Origin of the sequence: Actinokineospora globicatena (assembly GCF_024171945.1) — a bacterium.
GTDB classification, from domain to species: domain Bacteria; phylum Actinomycetota; class Actinomycetes; order Mycobacteriales; family Pseudonocardiaceae; genus Actinokineospora; species Actinokineospora globicatena.
The window spans coordinates 190,509-207,778 of sequence record NZ_JAMTCR010000005.1 but is presented as its reverse complement, the minus strand read 5'-3'; the positions used below and the strand labels follow the sequence as shown (position 1 = coordinate 207,778).

17 protein-coding genes and 1 pseudogene are annotated in these 17,270 nt (G+C 70.9%); 6 read left to right on the top strand and 12 right to left on the bottom strand.

From position 1 onward, the window contains the following. Window positions 1-22: 22 nt before the first annotated feature. From LV79_RS24575 to clpS, 4 genes are all read right to left on the bottom strand, one after another. Window positions 23-475, bottom strand: coding sequence for a M67 family metallopeptidase (locus LV79_RS24575; protein ID WP_285470441.1), 453 nt, complete (start codon window positions 473-475; stop codon window positions 23-25). 144 nt (window positions 476-619) lie between these two features. Beyond that, window positions 620-1,561: a P1 family peptidase gene (locus tag LV79_RS24570; protein ID WP_253840609.1), complete on the bottom strand. Its 942-nt coding sequence runs from the start codon at window positions 1,559-1,561 to the stop codon at window positions 620-622. Then, window positions 1,558-2,118 carry a DUF2017 domain-containing protein gene (locus LV79_RS24565; protein WP_092783645.1) on the bottom strand — a complete coding sequence of 187 codons (561 nt, stop codon included), beginning with the start codon at window positions 2,116-2,118 and terminating at the stop codon, window positions 1,558-1,560. The genes LV79_RS24570 and LV79_RS24565 overlap by 4 nt, the downstream gene beginning before the upstream one ends. After that, complete coding sequence (gene clpS / locus LV79_RS24560; protein ID WP_372495442.1) at window positions 2,115-2,414, bottom strand: ATP-dependent Clp protease adapter ClpS; 300 nt, start codon at window positions 2,412-2,414, stop codon at window positions 2,115-2,117. Before clpS ends, LV79_RS24565 begins: the two co-directional genes overlap by 4 nt. Before the next feature lie 261 nt (window positions 2,415-2,675). On the opposite strand from clpS, the gene LV79_RS24555 reads away from it, so the two are divergent. Both LV79_RS24555 and LV79_RS24550 read left to right on the top strand, forming a co-directional pair. Then, window positions 2,676-3,998: a nicotinate phosphoribosyltransferase gene (locus tag LV79_RS24555; protein ID WP_253840608.1), complete on the top strand. Its 1,323-nt coding sequence runs from the start codon at window positions 2,676-2,678 to the stop codon at window positions 3,996-3,998. Continuing rightward, complete coding sequence (locus tag LV79_RS24550; RefSeq protein WP_253840607.1) at window positions 3,995-4,576, top strand: isochorismatase family protein; 582 nt, start codon at window positions 3,995-3,997, stop codon at window positions 4,574-4,576. The genes LV79_RS24555 and LV79_RS24550 overlap by 4 nt, the downstream gene beginning before the upstream one ends. Here the strand turns inward: LV79_RS24550 and wecB are convergent. From wecB to LV79_RS24535, 3 genes and pseudogenes are all read right to left on the bottom strand, one after another. After that, window positions 4,546-5,694, bottom strand: a pseudogene (gene wecB, locus LV79_RS24545) (non-hydrolyzing UDP-N-acetylglucosamine 2-epimerase); the annotation flags it as partial. The gene LV79_RS24550 and the pseudogene wecB sit on opposite strands and share 31 nt — an antisense overlap. Before the next feature lie 77 nt (window positions 5,695-5,771). Then, on the bottom strand, window positions 5,772-5,933 hold the full coding sequence (locus LV79_RS24540; protein ID WP_253840606.1) for an LAXTG motif-containing small protein: 162 nt from the start codon (window positions 5,931-5,933) through the stop codon (window positions 5,772-5,774). A gap of 14 nt (window positions 5,934-5,947) precedes the next feature. After that, window positions 5,948-6,679, bottom strand: a complete 732-nt coding sequence (locus tag LV79_RS24535) for a choice-of-anchor protein CoaP (protein ID WP_253840605.1) — start codon at window positions 6,677-6,679, stop codon at window positions 5,948-5,950. A 295-nt stretch (window positions 6,680-6,974) separates the two neighbouring features. Between LV79_RS24535 and xrtP the strand changes: the two genes are divergently transcribed. Together xrtP and LV79_RS24525 are read left to right on the top strand one after the other, a co-directional pair. Beyond that, complete coding sequence (xrtP, locus tag LV79_RS24530; RefSeq protein WP_253840604.1) at window positions 6,975-7,496, top strand: exosortase P; 522 nt, start codon at window positions 6,975-6,977, stop codon at window positions 7,494-7,496. Continuing rightward, a complete protein-coding gene (locus LV79_RS24525; RefSeq protein WP_486303584.1) occupies window positions 7,493-8,863 on the top strand; it encodes an XrtP-associated glycosyltransferase in 1,371 nt (456 codons plus the stop codon). Before xrtP ends, LV79_RS24525 begins: the two co-directional genes overlap by 4 nt. A gap of 394 nt (window positions 8,864-9,257) precedes the next feature. On the opposite strand, the gene LV79_RS24520 is transcribed toward LV79_RS24525, so the two are convergent. Both LV79_RS24520 and LV79_RS24515 read right to left on the bottom strand, forming a co-directional pair. Continuing rightward, window positions 9,258-9,467, bottom strand: a complete 210-nt coding sequence (locus LV79_RS24520) for a S1 RNA-binding domain-containing protein (protein ID WP_253840603.1) — start codon at window positions 9,465-9,467, stop codon at window positions 9,258-9,260. Window positions 9,468-9,620: 153 nt separating this feature from the next. After that, the gene (locus tag LV79_RS24515; RefSeq protein WP_253840602.1) at window positions 9,621-10,301 is read right to left on the bottom strand and encodes a hypothetical protein; all 681 of its coding nucleotides are present in this window, start codon (window positions 10,299-10,301) and stop codon (window positions 9,621-9,623) included. A 182-nt stretch (window positions 10,302-10,483) separates the two neighbouring features. Here LV79_RS24515 and LV79_RS24510 point away from each other — a divergent pair, with 182 nt between their 5' ends. Beyond that, the gene (locus LV79_RS24510; RefSeq protein ID WP_253840601.1) at window positions 10,484-12,508 is read left to right on the top strand and encodes an ATP-dependent DNA helicase; all 2,025 of its coding nucleotides are present in this window, start codon (window positions 10,484-10,486) and stop codon (window positions 12,506-12,508) included. Between the two features lie 32 nt (window positions 12,509-12,540). After that, window positions 12,541-12,888 (top strand): hypothetical protein, encoded by a 348-nt coding sequence (locus LV79_RS24505; RefSeq protein ID WP_253840600.1) that lies wholly within the window; start codon window positions 12,541-12,543, stop codon window positions 12,886-12,888. A 9-nt stretch (window positions 12,889-12,897) separates the two neighbouring features. On the opposite strand, the gene LV79_RS24500 is transcribed toward LV79_RS24505, so the two are convergent. The 3 genes from LV79_RS24500 to ctaD form a co-directional block, all read right to left on the bottom strand. Next, entirely contained in the window at window positions 12,898-13,671 is a 774-nt protein-coding gene (locus LV79_RS24500) for an aminoacyl-tRNA hydrolase (protein WP_253840599.1), read from the bottom strand. Window positions 13,672-13,873: 202 nt separating this feature from the next. Next, a complete protein-coding gene (gene serB / locus LV79_RS24495; protein WP_253840598.1) occupies window positions 13,874-15,103 on the bottom strand; it encodes a phosphoserine phosphatase SerB in 1,230 nt (409 codons plus the stop codon). 384 nt (window positions 15,104-15,487) lie between these two features. Beyond that, on the bottom strand, window positions 15,488-17,263 hold the full coding sequence (gene ctaD / locus LV79_RS24490) for an aa3-type cytochrome oxidase subunit I (RefSeq protein ID WP_253840597.1): 1,776 nt from the start codon (window positions 17,261-17,263) through the stop codon (window positions 15,488-15,490). Window positions 17,264-17,270 lie beyond the last annotated feature (7 nt).

Sequence of the window (17,270 nt, the reverse complement as noted above, 5' to 3'; positions counted from 1 at the left end):
GTATTCCGCGGCACCGGGGAACTCACAGCTCTGGGACGTCGTCCGGTCCGGTGTGCGCGAACCGGTACGACTCGACGACCTCGACGGGTTCCTCGGTGATGACGCCGTCGACGATGCGGAACGAGCGCAGTTCGTGCTCGTGCGGGTCGCGCGTGGAGACCAGCACGTAGTGCGCGTACGGCTCGGCGGCGATCTTGGCGTCGGTGCGCGACGGGTAGGCCTCGGTGGCCGTGTGCGAGTGGTAGATGACCACCGGCACCTCGTCGTTGGCGTCCATCTCCCGGTACAGCCGCAGCAGGTCCCCGGAGTCGAACTCGTAGAACGTGGGCGAGCGGGCCGCGTTGAGCATCGGGATGAACCGCTCCGGCCGGTCGGACCCGTCGGGTCCGGCGATGACGCCGCACGCCTCGTCCGGGTGGTCGCGGCGGGCATGCGCCACCATCGCGTCCACGAGGTCTCGGCGGATCGTCAGCACGCCACCATCCTACGGGCTGGGTCGGCACCTCCCAGTGTGTGGGAGAACGCAGCATCACTCCCTCCCGCCACCCACCCCCTCGTCCCCGCCCGGCATCGTTCCCGGCTTGGCGGCGGCTGCCAATCGAGCGTATGAGACCGCGAGTCAAGCCCAGACGTCGCGGTAAGAGTGCAGGTCGCCGATGGTGGTGGCGGTGAGCGCGCCGTGCGCGACAGCTCGGGCGAACACCTCGGCCGCCGAGGTATAGAGGGCGTCCAGCTCGACCGGACCAGACACCGGTCGGACCCCGGTAGCGGCCGCGAACACGGTGTCGCCGTCGAAGAGGGTGTGCGACGGGCGCACCGCGCGGGCGAGTCCATGCTGGGCGGCCATGGCCAACCGCTTGCACTGCGCCTTGTCCAAGGCGGCGTCGGTAGCGACAACGCCGATGGTGGTGTTGAGGTCCGACGGTCGCGCTGTCAGCTGCGCGGGCCGCCCCGGCGCAGGCGGGAACTCCCCCGGTTCACCGTCGACCCAGAAGCCTCCGGTGGACAAATCGACGACCTCGCCCTTGGCGTTGACCGCCGCGATAGCGCCAACTGTGAACTCGCCCACTCTGGCGCTAGCCGAGCCGATACCGCCCTTGAGCGAACCGACCCTCGCACCGGCTCCAGCACCGACACTGCCCATCTCGACCGGGCCGTCGGTAGCCGCCTCGCAGGCCGCGTACCCGAAGTCCGCATCCGGCCGGTTGCCCCACTCACCGCGAGGTAGGTCAAACAGCACAGCCGCCGGGACGATCGGCACGACGTGATGCGACTCTGGCCCTACCGGAAACCCGATGCCGCGTTCCCCAAGCCAGCGCATAACACCGTCCGCGGCCGCGAGCCCGTAGGCGCTACCGCCCGACAAGCACACCGCGTCGACCCTGCTGACCAGGTTCTCCGGGGCGAGCAGGTCCGTCTCGCGGGTCCCGGGCGCCCCGCCGCGCGCGTCCACACCGCCGACCGTGCCCTCGGGCAGCAGGACGACCGTGGTGCCGGTCGCCCACCCCCCGCCGATCCGGTGGTGGTGCCCGACGCGGACCCCCGGGACCTGGGTGATCACGGCGTCGAGAGCGCCTGCACCATGGACTCCTGCACCCAGGTCAGCCAGTGGTAGACCGACAGGTGCGGGCTGCGCGGGTCGTCGTCGGGCAGCTCGTCCGGCATGTCCTCGGTGACCTCGATGGCGGTGCCCAGGGCGAGCCGCACGTCGTTGAGCGCCGAGAGCCACGCGTCGGCCTGCTCCAGCGAGAGCCGGATCCCGCCGCCGTACATCGGGCAGGTCTCCAGCACCACCGCCGCGACCCCGGTCTTGAGGTCGAGCAGGGTCGGCTCGTGCAGCGAGCGCAGCACCGCGGCCGAGTCCAGGTCGGCCTTGCTCGGGTTGTCGTCGTCGAGCCGGTGGAAGTCGGGCAGCAGCCGCGACAGGATCGGGTCGTCCGGCGAGGTCGACGGGCCGGTCCGGATCCCGGTCAGCTCCGCGAGCTCGTCCTGCGGGGTCTCCTCGATGCGCGCGCGCAGCATGTCGTCGATCTGGGACACCAGGCCGCGCAGCACCGCGGCCTCCTGCCGATCGATGTCGGCGTGCACCAGGTCGCCCTTGCGCTTCCACGGCTTCACGACGTGTGTTCCATGGTCGCCCAGAGCCCCGCCGCGTGCAGCCTCGCCACGTCGGCCTCCATCTTGTCCTTGCTCCCCGACGACACGATGGCCTTGCCCTCGTGGTGCACGTCGAGCATGAGCTTGGTCGCCTTGTCCCTGCTGTAGCCGAACAGCTTCTGGAACACGTAGGTCACGTACGACATCAGGTTGACCGGGTCGTTCCAGACGACGGTCTGCCAGGGCCGGTCCTCGGCCACCACCTCCGAGCTCGACGGCGTCGCCTGCGTCTGCTCCATGTCGACGGCTGCGGTCATGGGTCAATGGTGGCATGACCCATTTCGCCCACACCGGCGGATCTTCATTCGATCGGACTACTCCATCACCGATCGTGGCTCTGCCTATTTCCTCCCACCACCCGCCCCCTCGTCCCCACCCGGCATCGTCCCCGGCTCGCGACCTTGGCTCACCCGGCATCGTCGCAGCTCGGCGTAGGGGCCGGTGGCCGAGCGAGCCAAGCGCTGCCAGGTCCGGGACCAGGGGCATCGGGCAGGCGAACACGACATAGGCTCGTACCCATGGGTGTGAACGCGGGTGCGAGCGGCGTCGGTCCGGTCAGCACTGGACTGTTGACCGACCACTACGAACTGACCATGCTCTCCGCCGCGCTGGCCGACGGCACGGCTGAGCGGTCCTGCGTCTTCGAGGTGTTCACCAGGCGCCTGCCGGACGGGCGCCGCTACGGGGTGGTCGGCGGCACCGCGCGGGTCGTCGAGGCCGCCGCGGCGTTCCGGTTCGGGGAGGCGGAGCTGGCGCACCTGCGCGAGACCTCCGTCGTCGACGAGGCGACCCTGGAGTGGCTGGCCGCGTACCGGTTCAGCGGCGACATCGACGGCTACCCCGAGGGCGAGCTGTTCTTCCCCGGCTCCCCGCTGCTGACCGTGACCGGGACCTTCGCCGACGCGGTGGTCCTGGAGACGGTCGCGTTGTCGATCCTGAACCACGACAGTGCCATCGTCTCGGCGGCGGCGCGGATGGCGGGCGCGGCCAACGGTCGACCGATCATCGAGATGGGGTCGCGCCGCACGCACGAGGTCGCCGCGATCGCCTCGGCTCGTGCGTCCTACCTGGCGGGTTTCGCCACTACGTCCAACCTGGCGGCGGGTAGCGCGTACGGCATCCCGACCGCGGGGACGTGCGCGCACGCGTTCACCCTGCTGCACGACGACGAGCGCGCCGCGTTCGCCGCGCAGGTGGCCGCCCTCGGGGTGAGCACCACGCTGCTGGTCGACACCTACGACATCACCCAGGGCATCGCGACGGCCGTCGAGGTCGCGGGGACCGGGCTGGGCGCGATCCGCATCGACTCCGGCGACGTCGGGGTGCTGGCCAGGCAGGCCCGCGAGCAGCTCGACGGCCTCGGCGCGACCGAGACCAGGATCGTGGTGTCCGGTGACCTGGACGAGTACGCGATCGCGTCGCTGCGGGCCGAGCCGGTCGACGCCTACGGGGTGGGCACCTCGGTGGTGACCGGGTCCGGGGCGCCGACCGCCGGGATGGTCTACAAGCTGGTCGAGGTCGACGGCAGGCCGGTGGCCAAGCGCAGCTCGCACAAGGAGTCGCGCGGCGGCCGGAAGCTGGCGCTGCGCAGGCACAAGCCGACCGGCACCGCGCTCGAGGAGGTCATCTACCCGGCGGGCGGCCCGGCTCCCGAGCTCGGCGAGCACGACCGGCTGCTGCAGATCCCCCTGATGCGCGGTGGACAACCGGTGCCCGACCTGCCCACGCTTGAGGACAGCCGAACCCGAGTGCGCAAGGGCTTGGTCAGCCTCCCCTGGGAGGGCTTGAAGCTGTCGGCGGGCGACCCCGCCATCCCCACCGTGTACCTGGAGCAGTCATGAGCGACTTGGGCAAGGCCGCCTTGATCGTCGTCGACGTGCAGAACGACTTCTGCGAGGGCGGTTCCTTGGCCGTCACCGGTGGCGCCGCCGTGGCCGCCGCGATCTCGGCGCACGTCGCCGCCTCGGACTACGACCACGTCGTGGCGACCCGCGACTTCCACATCGACCCGGGCGCGCACTTCAGCGACAACCCCGACTTCGTCGACAGCTGGCCGGTGCACTGCGTGGTCGACACCTCGGGGGCCTCGTTCCACCCCGCGCTCGACGTCGCCCCCATCGAGGCCGTGTTCTCCAAGGGGGCCTACGCAGCGGCCTACTCGGGGTTCGAGGGGGTCGGCCCGGCCGAGGTGTCGCTGGCGGACTGGCTGCGCTCACGCGGGGTGACCCGGGTGGACGTCGTCGGCATCGCCACCGATCACTGCGTGCGGGCGACGGCCATCGACGCGGCGGCGGCGGGCTTCGCCACCACGGTCCTGCTCGACCTGACCGCCGGGGTGGCCGCGCCGACCGTCGAGGCGGCGCTGGCAGGTCTGCGGGCGGCGGACGTGACGCTGGTCGGGACGCCCACGGTCGGTTGACCGGAGAGCAGCCTGGTCAGCGCGGCGCAGACCCGGCGGGCGGCGTGCCCGTCGCCGAACGGGTTGTCGGTGTTGGGCACGCGCTGGCCGGTGACCAGGATCCGCTCGGCCTCGCCGAGCAGCCTGACCCGGTCGGTGCCGACCAGTTGCGCGCAGCCCGCGCGGACGGCCTCCATCCGCTCGGTGACGTCGCGGGCGACCAGGACCGGGACGCCGAAGGTGGGCGCCTCCTCCTGGATGCCGCCGGAGTCGGTGATCACCAGGGCCGCCCGGCGCAGGGTGCGCACCAGGTCTGGGTAGTCGAGCGGGTCGGTCACCACGATGCCGGGGTGCCCGCCGAGCACGGTCGCCACCTGGGCGCGGACCTCGGGGTTGGGGTGCGCCGGGAGCAGCACCCGCACGTCGGGGTGCCTGTCGGCGATGGTCCGCACGGCGCTGAGGATGCCCGCGAGCGGCGCGCCCCAGGACTCCCTGCGGTGCACGGTGACCAGGACGAGCCTGCCGCCGGTGCGGTCGAGATCGTGTTCGAGCATGGCAAGAGGCGCGTTCGCGGCCGGTAGGTCTACCGAGGCGATGTGGCGGACAGCGTCGACGACGGTGTTGCCGGTGACCTCGATGGCGGCGCCCGGGACGGACTCGGCGCGCAGCGCGGCGGCGGCGTCCTCGGTCGGGGCCAGGTGCAGCGCGGCGATCCGGGCGACCATCTGCCGGTTGCCCTCCTCGGGGAAGGGCGCGGTGAGGTCACCGGTGCGCAGACCCGCCTCCAGGTGCGCGACCGGGATGCCGCGCCAGAACGCGGCCAGCGCGCCCGCCAGGGTCGTCGTCGTGTCGCCCTGCACGAGCAGGACCCCGGGGTCGCGGCGGGCCAGGATGGCGTCGATGCGCGGCAGCAAGGCGCCGACCAGCTCAGCCTGACCGCCGACCGGCCGGTCGACCACGATGACCTCGTCCGGGCCGAGGCCGAACGGGGTGAGCGCCTGCTCGACCATGCCAGGGTGTTGTCCACTGTGGACGATATAGGGGTCGAGCCGGGGCTCGGCGGCCGCGGCGAGCGCGACCGGTGCCGCCTTCACCGCCTCCGGCCTGGTGCCGACCAGGATCAGGACTTCGTTGCGCATGTGTTCCTTAGGGGAGGGGGCGAAGTGGATCCCGGGACCGGTGGGGAGGGGTGGGCGCACCCGGGATCCACTTCGGATCATTCCGCCGCGCGTCTGGCGCGACGGCGGTTGGCGTGCAGCAGCAGGAAGCCGGCGACCAGCAGGGCTACGCCCAGCGCGATCCACCAGCCGACGTCGGCGCCCGTCATCGCGAGTCCCGCGCTGCCGCCGATGGCACCTCCGGTGGGTGCTCGGTACATGGTGGCCTCCCCGCTCAGGCCGTGTCGACGCGACGGCGCCGGATTGCCGTGACCCCAACGGGTAGAGCCACCAGGGCGAGCAGGCCGATCCCGGCCCACAGCCCCGAGCCGGACGCCATCGGCATCGGCGGCGCGGCCACCCCGCAGGTCGCGCTGCCGAGCACGAGGTCACCCTCGCCGACGAGCGCGTTGAGTCGCAAGTGGATCCCGTTGATGGTCAGGGTCCCGTCGGCGGCGCGGACGTGCTCGTTGAACACCAGCGACGCCACGTTCGGCACGCCGATCGTCGTGTTCGCAGGGGGTTCGAGCGGCACGGTCGCCGCCTTGAGCGCCACGTCGGCCAGCGAGGTCTTGCCGGTGACACCGCTCTGCGTGGCCTCGCAGCTGACGGTGATGGCGCCGATGGTGCCCATGTTCGACAGCAGCACGGCGACGTCGGTGAGGCTGGAGCGCGCCGAGACGACACCGGTGTCGTCGTCGCGGTTGGCGCTGGTGGTCACCAGGCCCGCCGTGGCCACCCCGGGCACCGCGGTGTTCGCCAGCTGGGCCGAGGCGGCACCGCTGGTGCTGCTGGGGGCGAGCGGGCTGACGGCGGTCGTGACCTGGCCGAGCAGCGCGACCCTGGCCGAGGCGACGAAGGCCGACGCGTCACCGGGGGCGGCGACGGCGGGCGTCGCGCCAGCCAGCAGCACGGTTGCCGCGATCACTCCGGTGGCGCAGGCACGGCGCAGCCAACGCTTGTACATCGTGGTTCCTCCAAGGGATCTGCGATTCCAAGCCCGCGAGTCCGCACGGAGAACGGCGGAGGGGACCGGGGGCTTGCGGAAGGCGTATCGCCGGCACCCGGCCAGAGATCACAGATCTGCGCCGATGCAACCCGATCGAGTGGATCACGACGTGGTTTCACAATTCTGCTGACGCTGGGTGCAGTGCTTTCCGGACCTTTGTCACCCGGATCGCGGATGAAGCCCTGGTGGTGGGGTGGCCGATGGAATTCCTGACGCGTCGGGTGAACGACGCGCGCATCAGGAGGGAGCAGCGGTGGCGTTGGCCAACGCGCTGCCGGTCACCCGATCATCGACGAGGTTGCTCGCGTTCGCCCTGGTGGCGGCCGCGGTGGCGCTCGTGGTCGGCAACCGGCTGTACCGGACCGCGGAGATGGCGCTGGCGAGCGGGATCCTGCGGGTGATCACGTCCGGCGGCGTGCAGCTGGTCGCCGAGCGGCAGACCGTCTACTTCGGACTCGGCGGCGCGCACCCGTTCGGCCTGCGGATGAGTCCGGAGTGCACCTCGGCGTTCCTGGTGCTGCCGCTGCTGCTGGTGGCGGCGGTGATGATCGCGCTGCGCGGCCGGATCGCGGGGCGTGTGCTGGTCGCGCTCGGCCTGGCGTCGGTCGCGGTGATCGCGGTCAACCAGCTGCGCGTGCTGACGCTGGTCGGTCTGATCAACGGGCTGGGCACCGACCAGGGTTACTACTGGGGGCACACGTTCCTGGGGTCCATCGTGAGCGTCGTCGGCGGCGCGGCGGCCCTGGTCCTGTTCGTGTGGAAGGCGACGCGGTGAACCTGCCGCTGCTGCTCGGTTTCACCCAGGCCCTCGCCCTGACGATGAGCGTCGCGTTCATGACCTACGTGTGCTTGATCGTCGTGCCGTACCTGCGCTACCGCCGGGCCGCTCCCGGTGACCCGCACCGGTTGGAGTGGCACTTCTTCGTGCCGTGCCGCGACGAGCAGGCCGTCATCGGCGACACGGTGCGCTACCTGCGCGGCACGTTCACCCACGCGCACGTCTGGGTCATCGACGACGACTCGGCGGACGGGACGGTCGACGTGGTCCGCGCGCTGCAGGGCCCCCGGCACGGCGGCGACCGGTTGCTGCACCTGGTGTGCCGCAAGCGCCCCAACGCCCGCACCGGCAAGGGCGCGGCGCTGAACTCGGCGTACCGGGCGCTGAAGAACTGGATGGGCAAGCACGCCGACACCGACCGCGCGGTGATCGTCGTGGTCGACGCCGACGGCCGCCCCGCCGCGAACTGCCTGTCGGTCTGCGCCGCCGACCACCTCTTCGGCGACCCCACCGTCGGCGCCGTCCAGGTCGACGTCCGGATGAGCAACCGCGGCACCCCACCCCCGGACACCGGCGGCTGGCGGCGGCGCTTCGGCCTGGCCATGGTCCGCATGCAGGACCTGGAGTTCCGCAGCGCCATCGCCGCCATCCAGATGTCGCGCGGCAAGACCGGCACCATCGCCATGGGCGGCAACGGCCAGTTCACCCGCCTGTCCGCGTTGGACTCCATCGCCCACGGCCTCGGCCCCTGGCGCGGCGCCCTGCTCGAGGACTTCGAACTCGGCGTCCACCTGCTCACCCAGGGCTGGAAGACGGGCTTCACCGTCGACACCCACGTGGACCAAGAGGCTCTCTACAGCCTGCGCCGCTTCCTGGCCCAACGCACCCGCTGGGGCCAGGGCACAATGCAGTGCGGCCGCTACATCCGCCGCATCTTCGACTCCCAACACCTCTCCACCCTCGGCGCCGCGGAGATGCTGTACTACCTGGCCCAACCGTGGATGCAGCTGCTGGGCACCCTGATCTACCCGATCCCGTTCCTGCTCCTGGGCTACCGCGCCGCCACCGACTTCAGCTCCGTCTGGACCTGGTTCACCGACGGCGCCTGGCTCCTCTTCACCGTCTACGGAGCGTTCGGCCTACTCCCCTTCGTCATCTGGGGCCCCATCTACCGCCGCCGTTGCGAACCCGCCAAGGGTTTTCTCCGCTCGATCGGCTACGGCCTCGCCTATGCGCTGTATATCTACACCTTCTACATAACCTCCTGGCGAGCCGCGCTCCGCATGGCCCAAGGGCGCAACGGGTGGACGAAGACACGGCGGAACAAGGAGCTGCCTTCCCGGATTGTCGCTCTGGATCATTAGGGTGGGTTGTCCACATGGGGCGACTTTCAGCCTCTCCACAAAACAAGTCCACCCCATCGAGCCGGCCTGGCACCAGCGACTCGGGTGGAGCGCGTGGAGGCCAACGTCGGCGGCGGGCGCGTAGGGCACCGTTGTTGGCGGGTGTCTGGGGGCCAACGGTGTTGGCGGGTGTCTGGGGGCCAACGGTGTTGGCGGGTGCTTTAGGGCCAACGTTGCCGGCGGGTGCTGGGGGCCAGCGTTGGCGTCGCACAGTTCAAGGGGGTTCACCTACGTTCCACAGTGGACAGGAGTGTTGTCCGTGGGGGGTAGGGGACCTCGGGGGGCGAGCGGTGGGGGGTGCTGTTATCGGGGTGCGGGTCCGGGGAGGCCCATCTTCCCCGGACCCGCGCCTTGTTCACAGTTCTTGCAGGCTGAACCGTTGGCGGTCTTGGTCGATGTTGGTGATGCGGACGGATACCGTGGTGCCGACGGGTAGTTGCCGTTGGTAGACCAGGCCGGTAACGCCCAGGTATTCGACCCATGAGCCGAAGGGCACGGTGCCTGCGACGACGCCCTCGATGATGTCGCCGACGGTGTGGGTGTTTTCGAACTCTGTCCAACTCATTGATTCTCACCTCCTTCCGCCACTACGAGGACCTGCGTCTCAGCGGCGGAGGGGGCGGGCCGCGGGCCCACCGGGAGGTCAAGCGCGGGCCGGGCGCCCGTTCTGTGTGCGGCGCGTGGCCGACCCGGCAGTCATGCCGTCGACACTAGCGGATCACTCGTGGGCCGGGTTGCAGGTCACCGATCCGACGGTGATGGAGCCGCTGCCGGGGGCGGGCGGGCCTGCCGGGTCGGCGTCCGGGTAGAGCCAGATCTTGGCGGCGTGCACGGTCAGCGACTTGTCCGGTGCCTCGGCCTCGACCACGTCGTTGAGCACGACCTTGGCGATCGGCGGGTCCTCGGGGAAGAAGCCGGGCACCAGGATGGTGTGGTTGGGCGGGATCTCCTCCGGCAGCTGCAGGCCGGTGACGCCGCCGAGGCTCAGCGAGGTGGAGACGCCGCCCTCCTCGTTGGTGTTGCAGGAGACGGAGAACGTCGCGATCTTGATCTTCGGGACCCCGGCGACGTTGTTGCGGTTGAGTTCGAACTGCCTGCCGTTGACGGTGGCGGCCGAGGCGCCGGTGGCCGGGTCGTAGGAGCAGGTGCTGCTGCCGAGGCCGTAGCTGACCAGGCCCGCGTCGGAGGCCTGCCCGGTGGTGGTGCCGATCCCGGGTCCGCCCGCGGCGCACGGCGCGAGCGGGCCGATGTCGATCGCCTCGGTGCCGACGAGGGCTACCGCGACGCCGACTGCGGCGCTGCTGTCGGCGGGCACGCTCGCCCCGGCTGGTGTCGCCAGCGCGACCAGTCCCGTGGTGACCGCCAACACGCCGATCCGCAGTGACCTGACCGGTGACATGTCGAACTCCCTCCGCGAAGTGAACGATCCTCTCGTTCCGAGTGGATCGCGTGCCGGGGCCGGATGCCACGCGGGCAGCGAGAGTCACCCGGCAGAACCGGACCGCCACCCGGACAGGCGACACCGGCGGGCTGGTGGGACTGCGGGCGGGACTGACGGGCCTCCCGGGTACCGTCTCCGCCATGCCCGACTCCCTGCCCTCGCTGCGCGAGCTGCTCGCCACCGCGGTCGCGGCGGTCGGCGGGGCGGAGCGGCCGGGGCAGGTCGAGATGGCCGAGGCCGTGCACGCCAGCATCCGCACCGGGGACCACCTCGCGGTGCAGGCGGGCACCGGGACCGGCAAGTCGCTGGCCTACCTGGTGCCCGCGATCCGGCACGCCGTGGCCAACGGCAAGTCCGTGGTGATCTCGACGGCCACCATCGCGCTGCAGCGCCAGCTGGTGGACCGCGACCTGCCGCGGTTGGCGAAGGCGCTGGCCAAGCCGCTCAAGCGGACCCCCACGTTCGCCATCCTCAAGGGGCGGCGCAACTACCTGTGCCTGCACCGGCTCGACGGCCCGAAGGACGAGCCGGACGACCAGGTGCTGTTCGACCCGTTCGCCGTGTCCCGGATGGGCCGCGAGGTCGGCAGGCTGCGCGACTGGGCCAGCGACACCGAGGTCGGTGACCGCGACGAGCTGGTGCCCGGCGTGTCCGACCAGGCGTGGCGGCAGGTGTCGGTGTCGGCGCGCGAGTGCCTCGGCGTGTCGCGCTGCCCGATCGGCACGGACTGCTTCGCGGAGAAGGCCAAGGCCGAGGCGGGCAAGTCCGATGTCGTGGTGACCAACCACGCGCTGCTGGCCATCGACGCGCTGGGCACCGCGCAGGTGCTGCCCGAGCACGACGTGGTGATCATCGACGAGGCGCACGACCTGGTCGACCGGGTCACCTCGGTGGCCACCGGCGAGCTGTCGGCGACGGCGGTGTCCGTCGCGGCGCGCCGGGCGGGCAAGCTGATCACCGACGAGGTGGCCGACCGGCTGGTCGAGGCGGGTGAGGGCCTGGCGATGCTGCTGTCGGAGGCGCCCGCGGGCCGGGTCGACGACCTGCCCGAACCCGTCGCCGTCACCCTCCAGGCCATCCGCGACGCGGCGCACGCCTGCGTCACCGCGATCGGGTCCGAGCGCAAGGACGACCCAGAGGCGGCGACTGCACGCAAGCTCGCGCTATCGGCGCTAGAGGAAGTCCACGACACCGCGGTGCGTGTGCTCGACGCATTCGGGACCGAGGAGGCGAAGCTGCGTGACGTGGTGTGGGTCAGCGGTGACATCAACACCGCCGGGCCGCGACCGGTCTCGTTGCGCGTGGCGCCTCTAGGAGTGGCCGGGCTGCTGCGGGAGCGGCTGTTCGGTGAGAACACCACGATCCTCACGTCGGCGACGCTAACTCTCGGCGGCACGTTCGACGCGTTGGCGAAGCAGTGGGGCCTACCGGGCAAGCAGCGAGTCGGTGTCAAAGCCGAAGGCACCGCTACCGACAAGGAACCCTCCGACGACATCCGGTGGACCGGCATGGACGTCGGCTCCCCGTTCGACCACCCGCGCTCAGGCATCCTCTATAGCGCGCGCCACCTACCGCCCCCGGGGCGCGACGGTCTACCTCCCGCGTACCTGGAAGAGCTGCGCGAGCTGGTGACCGCCGCCGGTGGCCGCACGCTCGGGTTGTTCTCGTCGATGCGCGCGGCCAAGCAGGCGACCGCGGAGCTGCGCGACAAGGTCGACGTGGACATCCTGTGCCAGGGCGACGACTCGACCGCGCTGCTGGTGAAGAAGTTCGCCGAGAACCCGCCGACCTGCCTGTTCGGCACCCTGTCGCTGTGGCAGGGCGTCGACGTGCCCGGCCCGTCGCTGACTCTCGTGGTGATGGACCGCATCCCGTTCCCCCGCCCGGACGACCCGCTGGCCTCGGCCCGGCAACGCGCGGTGGAGTCCAGGGGCGGCAACGGGTTCCTCACCGTGGCCGCCACGCACGCCGCCCTGCTGCTCGCCCAGGGCGCGGGCAGGCTGCTGCGGTCCATGGACGACAAGGGGGTGGTCGCGGTGCTCGACCCGCGCCTGGCCACCGCCCGCTACGGCGGGTTCCTGCGCGCGTCCCTGCCCCCGTTCTGGCCGACGACCGATCCCGAGGTCGTGCGGGCCGCGCTGCGCCGACTGGCTGCGGCGAGCTGAGAGTGCTCATCGAGATCCCTAGCGGAGGACGCGTGTCAGTCATTCCCGGCGACGGCTCTGTCATTCCCGGCGACGGCGGCATCGTCGTCGACGACGATGGCGTGCGCAGAACGCTGGCCGATGGCACCGAGGAGGCGGTGGACTGGACCGACCTGGCCGAGGTCGCGATCCGCACCACCCCCGAGGGCCCGTGGAAGGAAGACGTCTTCTTCCTGCTGATGCGCTCGGGCGGCGGTGGCTGCGCGGTCCCCGCGGGTCACCCGTCGGCCGACGACCTGATGGCCCGGCTGCAGTCCCTGCCCGACTTCGACAACGACGCGTTCGTCGAGGCCATGACCACCATCGAGGACGGGCTGTTCGTCATCTGGCAACGCGGCTGACGCGCCGGTTCACGGCCGCCACTGGGCGATGACGGTGACCGTGCCGGGCGCGACCTCGGTGAAACCCGCGTCGCGCACGGCGGTGGTGCCGTGCGTCCGCCAGGCGGTGTCGGGGTCGTCGCCGGGGTGCAGTTCGCGCCACTGACCGGGGGTCGGGGTGCGGACGGCGCACCGGAAGTCGTTGGCGGTCCAGGTCTTGAGGTCGTCGTCGCGGCCTGAGGCGTGCAGCAGCGCGGCGAGCAGCATGGTCGCGTGCCCGACCTGCGCGGCGCCCTTGCCGACGGTCATCGGGACGCCCGGGTTGAGCCAGAGCACCGGACCCTGGTCGGGGGCAGGCCCCGGTTCGTCCGGCGGGAGTTCACTGCCGGAGATCTGCAGGCGGGACAGGACCTTCGGGGTCTCGACGACCAGACCGGGCACGAACGCGCGGGCCTCGGCGCCGTCGACGGTGATCGTGACGCCCGGCAGGTCCTGCACGGCCTCCCAGTGCGCCCCCCGGGCCCGGCGGGACACCTTGCGGATCCGCCCCCGCACCCACACGTCGACGTCGTCGTGCCAAGGCCCCTCGGGTTCGGCGCGCTCATCCAGGCACACCGCGATGGACGCCGCCGCCGCGGCTTCGAGCAGGGCGGTCCGCCCGGGCTGCGGATCCCGCTCGACCCGCAGGACGATCGGCATCGCCCGAACCAGCGCCGGGTCCTCGTCACCGGTGTCGTTCGTGGCCTCAGCGGGCAACCGCAACCAGGTCGCATACCGGGCGGCGAGGGGCTCGAGGATGCTCAACGGCCTTCCCAACATCAGCGGATGATCACAGGCGGCAGACGGAGCAGGCCCCCGATTCCAGCCTACTAGTCAGGCGCCGCTGGAAGCCCGGCCCGCATCGCGGCTGTGGGCAACCCACGGGGGTTGTGGACACCGGAGCCGGTGGGCGGTGCCGGGTGCGCTTGGCACCGCCCACGGCGTTCGGAACGAGCAGGAGTGCGGGCTACGGGCGTTCGGGGTCCAGGCCGTCGGCTAGGTCGGCGGCTTCTACTTCGGCGCGGGTGACGCCCAGGACGAAGAGGACGACGTCGAGGTAGGGGTGGGAGAGGGCTGTGTCGGCTACTTCGCGGAGGGCGGGTTTGGCGTTGAAGGCGATGCCCAGGCCCGCGGTGGAGAGCATGTCGATGTCGTTGGCGCCGTCGCCGACCGCGACGCATTGGGCTAGGGGGATGTGGAAGGCGTCGGCGAAGTGGCGCAGGGCCACGGCTTTGCCCTCGCGGTCGACGACGTCGCCGATGACGCGGCCGGTGAGGACGCCGTCGACGACCTCGAGTTCGTTGGCGGCCTGGAAGTCGAGGCCGAGGTCCTCGCCGAGCTTGTCGATGATCGCGGTGAAGCCGCCGGAGACGACGCCGCAGCGGTAGCCGAGGCGCTTGAGGGTGCGGATGGTGGTGCGGGCGCCCGGGGTGAGTTCCAGGGCGTCGGCGACCTCGTCGAGCACGGTCGCGGGCAGTCCGGCGAGGGTGGCGACCCGGCGGTGCAGGCTCTCGGTGAAGTCGATCTCGCCGCGCATCGCGGCCTCGGTGATCTCCCGGACCTCGGCCTCGCACCCGGCTTTGGCGGCCAGCATCTCGATGACCTCGCCCTGGATCAGCGTGGAGTCGACGTCGAAGACGATCAGCCGCTTCGCCCGCCTGGCCAGCAGGTCGCGCTCCACGGCGATGTCCAGGCCGACCTTGACCGACAGCGCGGCCAGCGCCGAGCGCAGCGCCGCGTCCGCCGCGTCGGTGTCCTCCGGGACCGACACCCGCAGTTCCAGGCCGGTCACCGGGTAGTCGGCGACCCGCCGGATGGTGTCGATGTTGATGTCGAGGGCGGCCAGCCGCCTGGCCAGCGCGCCGAAGGCCTTGGCGCTGACCGGGCGGCCGAGCACGACCAGCACGTGCGTGGACCCGGAGCTGGGGTGCTGGTCGACGCCGATCTCCACGTCGACGCGCATGGCCACGGTGGCCATCGCCTGCTCGACGGACTCCTGCAGCCCCTCGGGGTCGTGGTCGGTGCCGACCAGCGCGCCGAGCACCAGTTGGCCGCGGATGACGACCTGCTCGACGTCGACGATGTCGACCCCGTGCCGGGTGAGGGCGGCGAAGAGCACCGACGAGACGCCTGGCTTGTCCGGTCCGGTGACCGTGATCAGGACAGGGGTCTGGCGGGGACCAGGTGAGGTGGACACGATCCGGTGACTCCCATGACGACTGGCCCGGCACCGCCACACGCGGTCCGGGCTGCTGGGTGACTGGGGGTGGTGCGGACGGGGGCCACTCCCCGGACCGGGTCACGGTCGGGGTGCTGCCCGCGGTCCCCGGCGGGGCTGGTGCGCCCCCGGCAGGCGTCGTCGGCTGCCGTCAGCGGGTCGACCGCGTGGAGCTCCCCCGGTCGGTGCACGTGGCGGGCGTCCTCGGCCGCCACCGCCGGGGGTCGAGCGCGTCGGAAGTCCACAGTGGATCTTCCGGAAATGGGAAGACGGGTGGTGCGAAGGCTGCTCGCGCGCCTCGGCTCCACCCGTCTCCAGTCCCTCCACCGGCTCCGCTCAGTCAGCCCGAGCGGCCGGGTTCGCTCAATTGGGCAACGTGGGGTCGCCCTTCGAGATCTCGTCGGGGTTCATCTTCTCGGCAATGACCTCGGATGGGGCCGGTTTGTGGCCGTGGCCACCCAGCACCCCGATGTACTTGTCCGCCTCGGTGGCCTCCCGCATGTGCGGGTAGTGCAGGTCGAAGGCGGGCCGCTCGGAGCGGATCCGGGGCAGCTCGGTGAAGTTGTGCCGCGGCGGCGGGGAGCTGGTGGCCCACTCCAGGGAGTTGCCGTAGCCCCACGGGTCGTCGGCGGTGACGATCTCGCCGTACCGGTAGCTCTTGAACACGTTGTAGATGAACGGCAGCGTCGACGCGCCCAGGATGTAGGCGCCGATCGTCGAGATGATGTTCAACGTGGTGAAGCCGTCGGTCGGCAGGTAGTCGGCGTAGCGGCGCGGCATGCCCTCGTTGCCCAGCCAGTGCTGGACCAGGAAGGTGCCGTGGAAGCCGATGAACGTGGTCCAGAAGTGCAGCTTGCCCAGCGGTTCGTCGAGGAACCGGCCGGTGATCTTCGGGAACCAGAAGTAGATGCCCGCGAAGGTCGCGAACACGATGGTGCCGTAGAGCACGTAGTGGAAGTGCGCGACGACGAAGTACGTGTCCGAGACGTGGAAGTCGATCGCCGGGGCGGCGAGCAGCACGCCGGTGAGGCCGCCGAAGAGGAAGGTGACCAGGAAGCCGACGCTGAACAGCATCGGGGTCTCGAAGGTCAGCTGCCCCTTCCACATCGTGCCGATCCAGTTGAAGAACTTCACGCCGGTCGGGACCGCGATGAGGAACGTCATGAAGGAGAAGAACGGCAGCAGGACCGCGCCGGTGGCGTACATGTGGTGCGCCCACACGGTGACCGACAGCGCCGCGATGCCCAGGGTCGCGTAGACCAGGCCGCGGTAGCCGAACAGCGGCTTGCGGCTGAAGACCGGGAAGATCTCCGAGACGATGCCGAAGAACGGTAGGGCGACGATATAGACCTCTGGGTGGCCGAAGAACCAGAACAGGTGCTGCCAGAGGATGACGCCGCCGTTGGCCGGGTCGAACACGTGCGCGCCGAGTTGTCGATCCGCCAGCAGGCCGAACAGGGCCGCGGTCAGGATCGGGAACGCCAGCAGCACCAGCACGCTGGTGATCAGGATGTTCCAGGTGAAGATCGGCATCCGGAACATGGTCATGCCGGGCGCGCGCAGGCAGACGATGGTGGTCAGCATGTTGACCGCGCCGAGGATGGTGCCGAGACCACCGACCGCGAGACCGGTGATCCACAGGTCGGCGCCGACGCCGGGCGAGTGGATCTTGTCAGACAGCGGGGTGTAGGCGAACCAGCCGAAGTCGGCGGCGCCACCCGGGGTCAGGAACCCGAACATGACGATCAGGCCGCCGAACAGGTACAGCCAGTAGGAGAACGCGTTCAACCGGGGGAACGCCACGTCCGGCGAGCCGATCTGCAGCGGCAGCACGAAGTTGGCGAACCCGAACAGGATCGGCGTCGCGTACAGCAGCAGCATGATCGTGCCGTGCATGGTGAACAGCTGGTTGTACTGCTCCTGCGACAGGAACTGCTGGCCGGGAACGGCGAGCTCGGACCGGATCAGCATGGCCATCGCGCCGCCCACCATGAAGAAGGCGAACGAGGTGACCAGGTACATGATGCCGATTTGCTTGTGGTCCGTGGTGCGGAACAGCCGCAGCAGGTACGAACCCTTGGCCGTCTCGCGCGCCGGGTAGGGCCGCGTGGCGATCGGCTGCGGGGCTACTGCCGTCACTCCTGCC

Coding starts and splice junctions, on each gene's coding strand:
- clpS (WP_372495442.1), bottom strand. CDS start 2,414: ATGACCGCAGCCGTCGACATGGAGCAGACGCAGGCGACGCCGTCGAGC.
- LV79_RS24555 (WP_253840608.1), top strand. CDS start 2,676: ATGGGTGTGAACGCGGGTGCGAGCGGCGTCGGTCCGGTCAGCACTGGA.
- LV79_RS24550 (WP_253840607.1), top strand. CDS start 3,995: ATGAGCGACTTGGGCAAGGCCGCCTTGATCGTCGTCGACGTGCAGAAC.
- LV79_RS24540 (WP_253840606.1), bottom strand. CDS start 5,933: ATGTACCGAGCACCCACCGGAGGTGCCATCGGCGGCAGCGCGGGACTC.
- LV79_RS24535 (WP_253840605.1), bottom strand. CDS start 6,679: ATGTACAAGCGTTGGCTGCGCCGTGCCTGCGCCACCGGAGTGATCGCG.
- LV79_RS24520 (WP_253840603.1), bottom strand. CDS start 9,467: ATGAGTTGGACAGAGTTCGAAAACACCCACACCGTCGGCGACATCATC.
- LV79_RS24515 (WP_253840602.1), bottom strand. CDS start 10,301: ATGTCACCGGTCAGGTCACTGCGGATCGGCGTGTTGGCGGTCACCACG.
- LV79_RS24510 (WP_253840601.1), top strand. CDS start 10,484: ATGCCCGACTCCCTGCCCTCGCTGCGCGAGCTGCTCGCCACCGCGGTC.